We start from the raw sequence: 12,767 nt of genomic DNA on the forward strand, positions 1-12,767 counted from the left end.
GCGGATCACCTCCGGTTCTTCGGGTCGAGAGCCTCGCGCAGCGACTCGCCGAGCAGCGTGAAGCCCAGCGCCACGATGATGATCGCGATCGCCGGGTAGTAGGCCAGCTCCGGCTTCACGTCGATGTAGCGCTGGGAGTTGCCCAGCATCAGGCCCCACTCCGCGCGCGCCGGGTCGGGGTCGCCCAGGCCGAGGAACGACAGCGACGCGGCCTCGATGATCGCCGTGGCCAGGGTGAGCGTGGCCTGCACGATCACCGGGCCCAGCGAGTTGGGCAGCATGTGCCGGAACACGATCGTCTTGCGCTTCACGCCCAGCGCCGTCGCCGCCAGCACGTGGTCGCTGTGCCGTTGCGCCAGCATCGCGCCGCGCAGCAGGCGGGCGAAGATGGGCACCGTGGTCACGGCGACCGCGATGATGACGGTGGTCTGGCTGCCCCGGCTGGCCAGCGCCGCGATGGAGATGGCCAGCAGCAGGCTCGGGATGGACAGCATGATGTCGGTGAACCGCATCAGCCACGAGTCCACCCAGCCGCCGAACGCGCCCGCCGCGCCGCCGATGACCATGCCGAGCACCAGGCCGATGAGCGTGGCGCCGACACCGACGACCAGCGACTGCTGCGCGCCGACGAGCAGCCGGCTGAAGAAGTCGCGGCCCAGCTCGTCGCTGCCCAGCAGGAACCCGGGCATCGCGCCCGGGATGTTGTCCGGGCGCAGCTGGTCGAGCAGCTCCGGGTACCGCTGGTAGGGGTCCTTCGGCGCGATGAACGGCGCGATCACCGACAGCACCAGGAACGCCAGCACGATCACCGCGCCGAGGATGGCGACCGGGCTGCGCGACATGCGCTTGAGCGCATCGGCCGCGAGGCTCGTGCCGGCCGACTCGGCGAGGGCGTCGACCTTCTGCTTCTTGCGGTTCAGCAGTGTGGTCATGATGTCCGCACCCTCGGGTCGATGATGGCGTACGAGATGTCCACCAGCAGGTTCACCAGCACGTAGACCACGGCCGCGAGCAGCAGCAGCGCCTGCAGGCGGGGGTAGTCGCGGCGCTCGATGCCCTGGGCCAGCAGCGACCCGAGCCCGCCCCACACGAACACGCGCTCGGTCAGCACCGCGCCGCCGAGCAGCAGGCCCGTCTGGAGGCCGATGGTCGTGGACACCGGCAGCATCGCGTTGCGCAGCACGTGCCTGCGCCGCACGATCGTCGCCTGGAGGCCCTTCGCGTTGGCGGTGCGCACGAAGTCCTCGTTGAGCACGTCCAACACGGACGCGCGGGTGATCCGGACGATCACGGCGAGCGGGATGCTGCTCAGCGCGATGGCGGGGAGCACCAGGTGCCACAGGGCGTCGATGGAGGCGTCCCACTCCTGGGTGAGCAGGCCGTCCAGCACGGCGAAGTTCGTGACGTGCGTCGGGTCGATCGTGACGTCCTGGCGGCCTGACGGCGGGAACAGCGCCAACTCCTGGGCGAACACCTGCTTGAGCAGGATGCCCAGGAAGAACACCGGGACGGCGACGCCGACCAGGGTGCCGATCACGGTGAGGTTGTCGAGGAAGCGACCGCGGTAGCTCGCCGCGAGGTAGCCGAGCGGGATGCCCAGCACGACGGCGAACAGCAGCGCCGCGATGGACAGCTCGATCGTCGCGGGCAGCGCCCGGCCGATCTCGGTCATCACCGGCTCGCCGCTGATCAGCGAGCTGCCGAAGTCCCCGGTCAGGGTGCGCCCGAGGAACTTGAAGTACTGGATGATCAGGGGCTGGTCGAGCCCGAGCACCTTGTTCAGCGCCTCGATCTTCTCCGGGGTCGCCTTGTCGCCGAGCAGCGCGCCGGACGGCCCGCCGGGCAGCGACCGCAGCCACGCGAACACCAGCAGGGAGAGGATCAGCAGCGTCGGAATCGCCTGGAGCAGGCGACGGACTATGAATCGCAGCATGATGGAAACCCCTTGGACAGCAAGGTGGTGGCGCCCGGGTCACGAGCGCCACCACCTGCACTGACCAGTCGGATCAGCCCTTGCTCACCGTGTCGAAGCGCTCGTCGGTGAGCGGGCTGGGCACCAGGCCCGAGATCTTGCTGCTCACGACGATCGCCGGCGGGGAGTGGGAAACGGGCACCGCAGGCAGGTACTTGCTCATGATGTCGCGGTTGACCTGCTTGTAGGCGTCCGCGTGCTTGGTCTGGTCGACGACCGCGTCGGCCGCGGCCAGGGCGTCGAACAGGTTCTTGTCGTCGAAGCCGAACTCGGCCTTGGCGCGACCGAAGAACGTGCCGACGAAGTTGCCGGCGTCGTTGTAGTCACCGGTCCAGCCCAGCAGGTGCAGGTCGTGCTTGCCGGCCTTCTGGACGTCGTCCTTGTAGCCGCCGTTCCACGGGCGGGACACGATCTCGACGTTGATGCCCGCGGCCTTCAGGTCGTCCGTGATCACGGCCGCGATCTCGGTCGGGTTCGGCATGTACGGGCGGCTGACCTCGGTCGGCACGTAGAACTTCAGCGTCAGGCCGGTGGCGCCGGCCTGGGCCAGCAGCTCCTTGGCCTTGTTGACGTCGTACGGGTACTTCTGCACGTCGTCGGCGTAGCCCGCCACCGTCTTCGGGTGGAACTGGGTGGCCACCTCGGCGCCGGCCGGGAGCTTGGTCTTGACCAGCTGCTCGCGGTTCACGGCGTAGGCGATGGCCTGGCGCACCCGCAGGTCCTTCAGGGCCGGGGTGTTCGCGCCGTTGATGCCCAGGTACAGGATGTTGAACGCCGGGCGCGGCGTGACGTTGAAGCCGTCGGACTTCAGGGTGTTGTAGTCCGCCGGGCTCGGGTAGTCGTAGCCGTCGATCGTGCCGGCCTTGAGCTCCTGCTTGCGGGCGTTCTCGTCCGGGATGATCTTGAAGATCAGCTTGTCGAGCTTGGCCTTGTCACCCCAGTAGTCGTCGTTGCGGACCAGGGTGATGGTCTTGTTGGCCTTGTCGAACTTCTCGAACTTGAACGCGCCGGTGCCGGTCGGGTGCTCGGTCGCGTACGCCGGGTAGGTGAACGAGTCGCCCGACTGCTGCACGGCGTCGGCGTCGTACTTCTTCAGCGCGTCGGGGCTGGAGATGGAGAACGACGTGAGGCCGAAGGCGGCCGGGAACGCGCCCTTGTAGGCGTTGAGGTTCAGGACCGCGGTGCCCTCGTCCTTGGCCTCGCAGGACTTGTACAGCGGCTCACCGGCCGCGTCGCCCTCGTTCTTGGCGAAGCCGCCGAACACGTCGCCGTAGTAGATCATCTGGCTCTGGGCGGCGGCGCCCTTCATGTTGAACCAGCGGTCGAAGTTGAAGCAGACCGCGGCGGCATTGAACGGAGTGCCGTCGTGGAATTTCACATTTTTCCTCAGTGTGAACGTCCACGACTTGCCGTCCGCGCTCGGCTCCCACTTCTCCGCGAGGCCGGGCGCGAGGTCCGCCGAACCACGCTTATAGGTGATGAGCGTGTCGTACATCTGGCGGATCGGGCGGAAGCTCTCACCGTCGTCGTTGAAGATCGGGTCGAAGTTCTTGGGCTCGCCTGCGGCCCCGAAGACCATCGTCCCGCCGGTCTTGCCGGACCCGGAGTCTCCACCACGCTCGGATTGCGCGCAGGCGGACAGTGCGAGGACGGCGGCGCCGGTCAGGCCGATCGCGGCCGTCCAGCGGCGCCGAGCCGTTCGGGAATGGACCATCAAACACCCCTTGGGAAATCCGGGATCTCTCGGTGTGGTGTCGGACCCTAACCGTTGTGCGCAACCCTTCCGCAGTAAGCCAGGTCACGATCCGGCCACGTGGATCGGCATTCTCGTACTTCCAGCGCAGGTTCGCTGACCCAACGTGACGACGACCGATCCTTCTAACGCTCTCCTACGCTGTACAACGGACAACACCAAACCCGTGCGCGGGAGGGGAGGTCGGGACGGGTGGGCCCTCAGGTCGAGTTCCGCGTCCTCGGGCCGTTGCAGGTGCTGGTCGACGGCGAGCAGGTGGTCGTCCGCGCAGGTCGGCAGCGGGCGCTGCTGGTGTCGCTGCTGATGCGCGCCGGCGCCGGCGTGTCGGTGGACGAGCTGGCCGAGCACGTGTGGGGCGCCGAACCGCCGGCCCGCGCCCGCGGCACCCTCCAGACCTACGTGATGCGCCTGCGGCAGGTCCTGGGCCCGGCGGTGCCGATCCGGACCGTGCCCGACGGTTACCTGATCGACGTCGACGAACGCACGATCGACGTGGTCCGGTTCGAACAGCTGGTCGAGGAGGGCGAGCAGGAGCGGCTCGCGGGCCGGCTGGAACCGGCGTCGGCGATCTTCACCGCCGCGCTCGGGCTGTGGCGGGGGCCGGCGATGGTGGACGTGCCGTCGGAGGTGCTGCACCGCGACGAGGTGCCCCGGCTGGGCGAGCGGCGGCTGCACGTCGAGGAGCGGCGGGTCGAGGTCGAGCTGGAGCTGGGCCGCCACGCCGAGCTGATCCCCGAGCTGTCCCGGCTGACCAGCGAGCACCCGCTGCGCGAGCGGCTGTGGTCGCAGCTGATGACCGCCCTGTACCGGTCGGGGCGGCAGGCCGACGCGCTGCACGCGTACAAGCGGGTCAGCGACCTGCTGGCCGACCAGCTGGGCATCGACCCCGGTGACGAGCTGCGGCGCGTGCACCAGCAGGTGCTCGGCGGGTCGCTGGAGGCGTCCGGGTCGGCCGCGCCGGCGCGGCGGGACCGGGTGGTGCCGTCGCAGCTGCCCGCCGACATCGGCGACTTCGTGGGCCGCGAGCAGGCGGTTCACCTGATCGAGGCGTTGTTGCGGACGGCGCAGGGCGTGCCGGTGGTGACGCTGGCCGGCCCGCCCGGGGTGGGCAAGACGGCGTTGGCCGTGCACGCGGCGCACAAGATGCGCAAGTACTTCCCGGACGGCCAGCTCTACGTGAACCTGCGCGGGTACGCCCCGGGCCCGCCGCTGAGCGCGGTGGACGTGCTGCCGCGGTTCCTGCGGGCGCAGGGCGTGGCGCCGGAGTCGGTGCCGCTGGACCAGGACGAGCAGGAGGCGATGTTCCGGTCGCGGCTGACCGACCAACAGGTGCTGCTGGTGCTGGACAACGCGGCCAACGCCGAGCAGATCCGGCCGCTGCTGCCCGGGTCGCCGGGCTGCGCGGTGCTGGTGACCAGCCGCGACACGCTGCGCGGGCTGGCGGTGAGCCACGCGGCGTCCAACGTGCGGCTGGACGTGCTGGACCGGCAGGAGACGCGGGCGCTGCTCGCGGGCATGCTCGGCGAGGACGTCGTGGCGGAGCAGTCCGAGGCCGCCGACCAGCTGGCCGAGCTGTGCGCGCACCTGCCGCTGGCGCTGCGGATCGCCGCGGCCAACCTGCTGTCCCGGCCGGAGACCACCATCGCCTCCTACGTGGAGGAGCTGCGGGCGGGCAACCGGCTCGCGGCGCTGGCCGTCGAGGGCGACGAGCGGGCGGCCGTGCACGCGGCGTTCGACCTGTCCTACACGGCGTTGAAACCGGAGCTGGCGTCGCTGTTCCGGCTGCTCAGCCTCGCGCCGGGGGACATCACGCCGGACATCGCCGCCGCGCTGGGCGGCCTGACCACGCAGGACGCGCGCCGCCGGCTGGACCGGCTGGCCACGGCCAACCTGGTCGACAACCACGCGCCGGGCCGGTACCAGTTCCACGACCTGCTGCGCGACTACGCGGCCGAGCGGCTGGCGTTCGAGGACGACCCGGCCGAGCGCGCGCAGGCCCAGCGGCGGCTGCTGGACTGGTCGATCCGGTCGGTGGACAACGCGACCGACGCGGCGAAGTCCAGCATGCTGCGGCTGCCGCGCGAGTCGGTGGTGGCGGGCGTGACGCCGCGCGTGTTCGCCACCGCGGCCGAGGCGCTGGCGTGGCTGGACGCGGAACGGGCGAACCTGGTGGCCATGGTGCTGCACGCGGTCGACCGGGAGCCGGACCGGGACTGCTGGCAGCTCGCGGACGCGTTGCGCCGGTACTTCTACGGCCAGGGCCTGCCCGCGGAGTGGCTGGCGGTCACGAAGGCCGGGCTGTCGGTGGCGCAGGCGATCGGCGACCCGGTCGGCGAGGTTGCGATGCTGTCCTCGCTGGGCACGCTGTACTGGACGATCGGGCAGCACCGGGTGGCCGTGGACTGCTTCCGCCGCGCCATCCCGATCCAGCGGCGCGCCGGGGCCGCGCCGGCGGCCGAGGCGGCGGTGCTGATCAACCTGGGCGGCGTCTACATCGACACCGGCGAGCTGGAGCAGGCCGCGGACTGCCTGGAACGGGCGCTGGTGATCACCCGCGGCATCGGCGCGCTGCAACAGGAGGGCGTGGCCCTGATCAACCTGGGCGGGGTGTACCTGCAGCTCGGGCAGCTCGACCGGGCGGTGTCGTCGTTCGAGGGGTCGCTGGACGTCGGCAACCGGCTGGGCGTGTGGATCACCCAGGCCGACAGCCACCGGGCGCTGGCCGAGGTGCACCTGTTCCAGGGCCAGCCGGAGCGGGCGGCGCAGCTGTACCGGCGGGCGGTGGACCTGTACGAGCGGTCCGGCGCACGGGGGTTCGTGCACATCCCGCACGAGGGCCTGGCGCACACGTTGAACATGCGCGGCCGGTACGCGGAGGCCATCGAGGAGGCGTCCAAGGCGCTGGAGATGGCCGAGCGGCTGAACAACCTCAAGGGGGTCTGCGACACCAAGAACGCCCTCGGCGAGGCCCTGCACGGCGACGGGCGGCACGCGGAGGCCGTGGAGCTGCACACCGAGGCGCTGCGGATCGCCGAGGAGAACGGCTACCCGTGGGGCATCTGCGCGGCCCGGCGCGGGTTGGCCGTGGCGCACCGGGCGGCGGGCCGGCTGGACGAGGCCCGGTACTCGGCCCAGCAGGCGCTGGACAGCGCGGTCCGCTACCGGCTGAAGCTGGCCGAGGTGGACGTGCTGGCGTTGCTGGCCCGGGTGCGGCTGGACCAGGGCGACGTGCCGCAGGCGCTGGACCTGGCCCACCGGGCGCTGGACCGCAGCCGGGCGACCGGGCAGCGGTACGTCCAGGCCCGCGCGGCGCACGTGGCGGGGGACGCCTACGCGGCGGCGGGGTCTCCCGACGACGCGCGGGCGTTGTGGACGATGGCGCTGGAGTGGTTCACCGCCATCGGCAGCCCGGACGCCGAGGTCGTGCGGGCGGCCCTCAACCGGTGAGCGCCCGGTGGCCGCTCAACCGGTGAGGACGATCCGGTCGGCGCGGTCCCTGGTGCCGTCGACCGCGAACCAGCCCCGTTCGAAGGCCTGCCAGCGCTCCAGGTGCCCCCGACTGGCCTCGCCGTCCCGCGCGACGGCCCGTTCGAGCCGTTCCCGCGCGTCGGGCAGCTCGACCCAGACCGCTTCGTCCAGCTTCGGCGCGATGGACCGCCGGGCCGCCGACACGCCCTCGACGACGAGCAGGTCGGGCGGCTCGACGGTCACCCACTCGCCGAGGCGCGGCAGTCCCTCGCTCCAGTCCATGCGCCGGTAGCGGGCCGGGCGGCCCGCCCACAGCGGTTCCAGCACGTCGGCGACCAGGCGCGGCCACCACGACACCGGGTCGTCCCAGGTCGCGAAGTGGTCGGTCGGCACCACGACCCCGCCGAGCGTGGCCGCGAAGGTCGACTTGCCCGACCCCGAGGGGCCGTCGACGGCGACGAGCCTCACATGCTGCGCCGGCCGGAGAGGGCTCGGCCGAGCGTGAGCTCGTCGGCGAACTCCAGGTCACCGCCCATCGGCAGCCCCGACGCCAGGCGGGTCACGGTCAGGCCGGGGAAGTCGCGCAGCATCCGCACCAGGTAGGTGGCGGTCGCCTCGCCCTCGGTGTTCGGGTCGGTGGCGATGATGATCTCGTTGACCTCGGTGCCGATCCGGGTCAGCAGCTGCCGGATGCGCAGCTGGTCGGGGCCCACCCCGGACAACGGGTCCAGCGCGCCGCCCAGCACGTGGTAGCGGCCCTTGAACTCGCGGGTCCGCTCGACGGCCAGCACGTCCTTCGGCTCCTCGACCACGCAGATCAGGGTCAGGTCGCGGCGCGGGTCGCGGCAGATGCGGCACGTCGCCTCGGCGGAGACGTTGCCGCACACCTCGCAGAACACCACGCCGTCCTTGACCTTCTGGAGGGCGTCCTGGAGCCGGGAGATGTCGGCCGGGTCCGCCCCGAGGAGGTGGAATGCGATGCGCTGCGCGCTCTTGGGACCGACGCCCGGCAGGCGGCCGAGTTCGTCGATCAAGTCCTGGACGGGCCCCTCGTACATCAGCCGAACAGCCCGCCGAGGCTGTCCAAGCCGCCCATGCCGGAGGCCAGGGGCCCCATCTTCTGCGCGGCCAGCTCCTGCGCGGCGCGGTTGGCGTCGCGGACGGCGGCCACGACCAGGTCGGACAGCGTCTCCACGTCCTCCGGGTCGACCACCTTGGGGTCGATGTTCAGGCTCTTCAGCTCGCCGCCACCGGACACGACGGCGGTCACCAGCCCGCCGCCCGCGGTGCCGGTCACCTCGGCCTCGGCCAACTCCTGCTGTGCGGCGGCGAGTTGCTGCTGCATCTTCTGCGCCTGCTGGAGGATCTGCTGCATGTTCGGCCCACCGGGTTGCACCGCGGGTTCCTCTCCTCTGGGGTTTGCCACCAGCGTAGTCGCGCGCTCAGCTCTTCAGCGGGCGCGCGCCCAACTCGTCGGCGAGCAGCTTGAGCACGACCTGCTCGGGGTCGAGCTGATCACCGGCGTCACCGGGCCGGGCGGCCTCGGCGAGCATCTCCTCCTCGTCCACCGGCTCCGGCGGGAGGGGTTCGTCGGGCTCCGGCGGCTCGGGCGGCGGCGGCACGTCGTCCACCGGCGCCGACCGGCTCGGCGGCTGCCGGGGCTCCTGCGCCCGAGCGGCCTGGCTGGGCCGGGTGGGCGCGGGCCGCTGCTCGCGCTGGGGCGTCGGGCGCGGGGCGGCGGCCTGGTTGGGCGCGCCGTGCACGCACCGGACCTGCCACGACCCGCCGAACACCTGGCTGAACGCCTTGGCCATCGCGTCCACGAACCGCGGCTCGGCGAGCCGGCGCGCGAGGGGCGCGGACGTGTGGGTGATCGTGACCGAGTTGCCGTCGACCTCGGCCACGGTCGCGCCACTGGTCAGCAACGCGCTCGCACTGGGCCCGGCCAGCCCCTTGACGATCCCGCACAACTCAGCCCACCGCCGCCGAACCTCCGCGACATCCACCCCGCCCGAGGTCGGCGGAGCGGCTTGGGCGGGCTGCTCGACGGGCGCGGTCGGCGGCTCGGGACGACTCGGCTCGGGTGACTGCGGCGCGACGGCAGGACGGCTCGGCGCGACAGTCTCGCTCGGCGCGGCGGGTGGCGTGGCAGGACGGCTCGGCGCGGCCGGCGGTTGCGCGGGTGGTGCCTGCGGGGCGGACTCGGGCTGGGCGGGCCGCTGCGAGGGTCGTTGGAAGGTCCGCCCGCCTTCAACCGCCGCACCACCACCGACCGGCCCACCGGCGCTCGGCCCGCCAGCGCCCGGCCCGCCAGCGCCCGGCCCACCGGCGCTCGGCCCGCCAGCGCCTGGCCCGCCAGCGCCCGGCCCACCCGGGCTCGGCGCCGCGGCACCCGCGGGCGGGCCGTACTTCTCCAGGCGTTCGACCCGTTGCAGCACCGCCGACTCGGCGTCGCTCGCCGACGGCAGCAGCATCCGCGCCGACACCAGCTCCAGCAGCAACCGCGGCGCGGTGGACCCGCGCATGTCGGTCAACCCCTGGTGCAGCACCTCGGCCCACCGCGTGACCGTCGCCGGCCGGGTCGCGTCCCGCTGCGCGAGCATCTTGACCAGCACGTCGTCCGGCACGTTGACCAGCCCGCGCTCGCCCGCGTCCGGCACCGCGTGCAGCAGCACCAGGTCGCGCAGCCGGTCCAGCAGGTCGGAGGCGAACCGGCGCGGGTCGTGCCCGGCGTCGACCAACCGGTCGATCGTGCCGAACACCTTCGCGCCGTCCTCCTCGGCCAGGCCGTCCACGACGTCGTCGATCAACGCCACGTCGGTCACGCCGAGCAACGCGATCGCCCGGTCGTACTTCACCCCTTCGGGGCCCGCACCGGACAGCAGCTGGTCCATGACCGACTGCGTGTCCCGCGCCGAACCCCCGCCCGCCCGGATGACCAGCGGGAACACCGACGGCTCAACCGCCACGCCCTCGGCCGCGCAGTTGCGCTCCAGCAGCGCGCGCATCGCCGACGGCGGGATCAACCGGAACGGGTAGTGGTGCGTCCTCGACCGGATGGTGGGCAGCACCTTGTCCGGCTCGGTGGTCGCGAAGATGAAGATCAGGTGCTCCGGCGGCTCCTCCACGATCTTGAGCAGGGCGTTGAAGCCCTGCGTCGTGACCATGTGGGCCTCGTCGATGATGAACACCCGGTAGCGCGACTCCGCCGGCGCGTAGAAAGCCTTGTCGCGCAGCTCGCGGGCGTCGTCCACACCGCCGTGGGACGCCGCGTCCAGCTCCACCACGTCCACGCTGCCCGCGCCGTTGGGCGCGAGGCCGATGCACGAGTTGCACTCGCCGCACGGGTCGGGCGTCGGCCCCTTCACGCAGTTCAGCGACCGCGCGAGGATGCGCGCCGAAGACGTCTTGCCGCAGCCGCGCGGACCGGAGAACAGGTAGGCGTGGTTGACCCGACCGGCGGCCAGCGCCGTGCGCAGCGGGTCGGTGACGTGCTCCTGCCCGACCACCTCGGCGAAGGTGGCCGGTCGGTACTTGCGGTAGAGGGCGAGCGCCACGTCGCAGACCCTACCGAAGGGGTCCGACAGAAGAAGGGGACCCCGTGCACCCGCCAGAGCCCACTTATCCTTGCTGCCTTCCGGCCCTGGGGAGGTTCATGGGATGTGCGCCGCACGAGGTCCACGGCAAGTGTAGCCGAGGGTCAGCGGAGCGTTTCCACCACCACCTCGTGCAGGCCCGGCGCGGCGACCACGACGCTGTCCGCACCCGCGTGCCACGGCCCGCCGGACGCCGTCGTCACCACCGCCCCGGCCTCGGTCGCGACCAGCGTCGCGCCCAGCAGGTTCTCCGCGTCCCGGCCGAACTGCCAGAACGCGTCCAGCCGCCCGCCCGCGACGTCGGCGACCTGCCACGACGTCGGCCCGAGGTTGCGCACCGCCGCGACCCGGTCGAGCACCCCGGGCAGTCGAAGCCCCGCCACGGCGTTCGCGCCGGGCTGCCGCACGTGGGGGTGGCTGGTCGCGACCACGGCCGCCGTCGGGTCGGTCTTGCGCGACGGCACGACCGGCACCCCGTCACGCCACGCCCCGACGCCCTTCTCCGCCGCGTACGTCTCCCCCAGCCACGGCGAGTGCAGCACCGACAGCACCGGCTCCCCGTCCCGCAGCAACGCCACCGACACGCACCACTGGGGCAGGCCCTGCAGGAACTGCACCGCACCGTCCACGGCGTCCACCACCCACTCGCCACGCGGCAACCGGTCGAGCAACTCCGCCTCCGCCGGCCCGTCGACGGCCCGGAACCGCTCCACCAACTCGTCCCACGACACCGGCGGCACGCTCGGCTGAAGCCCACGCAGCCGCTCAGCCACGTCCGCCACCACCTCGATCACCCGTTCTCTCATGCGACCAAGGCTGGTTCCCGGATGGCGTTCGCGTAGCTTGCAGCCATCGACATGAGCGGAAATGGACACCAATGACCGCCGAACTGGCGTTCCAGGACCAGCGCGTGATCTCGGCCCTCCAGGTGGACGGCCGCGCCACCCCCGGCCGCATCGCCGAAGTGCTCGACGTCTCCCCGCGCACGATCGCCCGCAGCCTGACCCGGCTCGCGCCGCACGTGCGGGTCGTCCGCGTGCCCAACCCGGAGCACGGCCTGCGCGGCGCGACCCTGCTCCGCGTCCGGGTCCTGCGGGGTCGGGTCGAGGTCATCGCGGATGCCCTGGCCCAACGCCCCGAGGTGCTGTTCGTCGACGTGCTGAGTGGCGGCGAGGAGATCAGCGCGGTGGTCCTGGACGGTGTCCCGGCACTGCCCGCCAACGCGATCACGTCGGTCCGGGCCCTGTCGGTCCTGCACGTGTTCTCCGACGCCGCCGACTGGCGAACGGGCCTGCTCACAGCGGGGGAAACCGCCGCCCTGACCCCGCCGCCCCCGACGCTGGACCACACGCCGGACGCCGTGGACCAGGCGATCCTGGCGATCCTCGCCACCGATGCCCGAACCGGGCCGGGCGCCCTGGCGTCCGCGACGGGCACCCCGGAGTCCACCGTCCGCCGCCGCGTGGACCGCCTGGCGGCCTCGGGCCACCTGCGCACCTACGCGGTCGCCGACCCCAGGCTGTTCGGGCTGACCGTGGACGCGAACGTGTGGATGACCGTCCCACCCGGCCACCTGGACGCCCTCGGCCGCCGCCTGGCCCGCCACCCGCTCGTGCACGGCACCCTGGCGACCACCGGCCCCACCAACCTGACCACCGCCGTCTTCTGCCGCGACCTCCCGGCCCTCTACGGGTTCGTGACGAGCCTGAACGACATCCCGTCGGCCGAGGTCACCGTCGTCGGCTCAGCCGTCAAACGCGCCGGCCGCCGGGCCCGCTGAGCAACCTCCAGACCGCGATGACCACCCGTTTTGGGGACCGGAAGGTGCCTCCGTTAGACTCCTCGGCGGAGGATTCGCATAGCGGCCTAGTGCGCACGATTGGAAATCGTGTTGGGTTAACCCCCTCACGGGTTCAAATCCCGTATCCTCCGCAGAAAACGGCCCCGCCCGGATTTCCGGGCGGGGCCGTTTCGCGTT

At 72.2% G+C, this 12,767-nt stretch carries 10 protein-coding genes, 1 tRNA gene and 1 other RNA gene; 3 read left to right on the forward strand and 9 right to left on the reverse strand.

The annotated features are described in order from the left end of the window. Nucleotides 1-5: 5 nt before the first annotated feature. The 3 genes from ABD126_RS21500 to ABD126_RS21510 form a co-directional block, all read right to left on the reverse strand. A complete protein-coding gene (locus ABD126_RS21500) occupies nt 6-932 on the reverse strand; it encodes an ABC transporter permease (RefSeq protein ID WP_343935658.1) in 927 nt (308 codons plus the stop codon). Beyond that, nucleotides 929-1,933, reverse strand: a complete 1,005-nt coding sequence (locus ABD126_RS21505) for an ABC transporter permease (protein WP_343935659.1) — start codon at nt 1,931-1,933, stop codon at nt 929-931. The genes ABD126_RS21500 and ABD126_RS21505 overlap by 4 nt, the downstream gene beginning before the upstream one ends. A gap of 73 nt (nt 1,934-2,006) precedes the next feature. After that, nucleotides 2,007-3,686, reverse strand: a complete 1,680-nt coding sequence (locus ABD126_RS21510; RefSeq protein WP_343935660.1) for an ABC transporter substrate-binding protein — start codon at nt 3,684-3,686, stop codon at nt 2,007-2,009. A gap of 231 nt (nt 3,687-3,917) precedes the next feature. Between ABD126_RS21510 and ABD126_RS21515 the strand changes: the two genes are divergently transcribed. Beyond that, on the forward strand, nt 3,918-7,172 hold the full coding sequence (locus ABD126_RS21515) for an AfsR/SARP family transcriptional regulator (RefSeq protein WP_343935661.1): 3,255 nt from the start codon (nt 3,918-3,920) through the stop codon (nt 7,170-7,172). A gap of 15 nt (nt 7,173-7,187) precedes the next feature. Here ABD126_RS21515 and ABD126_RS21520 read toward each other — a convergent pair whose 3' ends face one another. From ABD126_RS21520 to ABD126_RS21545, 6 genes are all read right to left on the reverse strand, one after another. After that, a complete protein-coding gene (locus ABD126_RS21520; protein ID WP_343935662.1) occupies nt 7,188-7,661 on the reverse strand; it encodes a uridine kinase family protein in 474 nt (157 codons plus the stop codon). Next, complete coding sequence (gene recR / locus ABD126_RS21525) at nt 7,658-8,251, reverse strand: recombination mediator RecR (protein ID WP_343935663.1); 594 nt, start codon at nt 8,249-8,251, stop codon at nt 7,658-7,660. The genes ABD126_RS21520 and recR overlap by 4 nt, the downstream gene beginning before the upstream one ends. Next, entirely contained in the window at nt 8,251-8,589 is a 339-nt protein-coding gene (locus ABD126_RS21530) for a YbaB/EbfC family nucleoid-associated protein (RefSeq protein ID WP_343935664.1), read from the reverse strand. Before ABD126_RS21530 ends, recR begins: the two co-directional genes overlap by 1 nt. Before the next feature lie 46 nt (nt 8,590-8,635). Then, nucleotides 8,636-10,750: a DNA polymerase III subunit gamma and tau gene (locus ABD126_RS21535; RefSeq protein WP_343935665.1), complete on the reverse strand. Its 2,115-nt coding sequence runs from the start codon at nt 10,748-10,750 to the stop codon at nt 8,636-8,638. A 31-nt stretch (nt 10,751-10,781) separates the two neighbouring features. Next, an RNA gene (gene ffs / locus ABD126_RS21540) (signal recognition particle sRNA small type) lies at nt 10,782-10,876 on the reverse strand. Between the two features lie 17 nt (nt 10,877-10,893). After that, nucleotides 10,894-11,595, reverse strand: coding sequence for an inositol monophosphatase family protein (locus ABD126_RS21545; RefSeq protein ID WP_343935666.1), 702 nt, complete (start codon nt 11,593-11,595; stop codon nt 10,894-10,896). Nucleotides 11,596-11,666: 71 nt separating this feature from the next. Between ABD126_RS21545 and ABD126_RS21550 the strand changes: the two genes are divergently transcribed. Next, the gene (locus ABD126_RS21550; RefSeq protein WP_343935667.1) at nt 11,667-12,569 is read left to right on the forward strand and encodes an Lrp/AsnC family transcriptional regulator; all 903 of its coding nucleotides are present in this window, start codon (nt 11,667-11,669) and stop codon (nt 12,567-12,569) included. A gap of 67 nt (nt 12,570-12,636) precedes the next feature. Beyond that, a tRNA-Ser gene (locus ABD126_RS21555) sits at nt 12,637-12,721 on the forward strand. Nucleotides 12,722-12,767 lie beyond the last annotated feature (46 nt).

It is taken from the genome of Saccharothrix mutabilis subsp. mutabilis, assembly GCF_039521145.1.
Taxonomy (GTDB): domain Bacteria; phylum Actinomycetota; class Actinomycetes; order Mycobacteriales; family Pseudonocardiaceae; genus Actinosynnema; species Actinosynnema mutabilis.

Excerpts from the sequence above, each read along its gene's own strand:
- ABD126_RS21500 (WP_343935658.1), bottom strand. The coding sequence starts at position 932 with ATGACCACACTGCTGAACCGCAAGAAGCAGAAGGTCGACGCCCTCGCC.
- ABD126_RS21505 (WP_343935659.1), bottom strand. The coding sequence starts at position 1,933 with ATGCTGCGATTCATAGTCCGTCGCCTGCTCCAGGCGATTCCGACGCTG.
- ABD126_RS21510 (WP_343935660.1), bottom strand. The coding sequence starts at position 3,686 with ATGGTCCATTCCCGAACGGCTCGGCGCCGCTGGACGGCCGCGATCGGC.
- recR (WP_343935663.1), bottom strand. The coding sequence starts at position 8,251 with ATGTACGAGGGGCCCGTCCAGGACTTGATCGACGAACTCGGCCGCCTG.
- ABD126_RS21545 (WP_343935666.1), bottom strand. The coding sequence starts at position 11,595 with ATGAGAGAACGGGTGATCGAGGTGGTGGCGGACGTGGCTGAGCGGCTG.
- ABD126_RS21550 (WP_343935667.1), top strand. The coding sequence starts at position 11,667 with ATGACCGCCGAACTGGCGTTCCAGGACCAGCGCGTGATCTCGGCCCTC.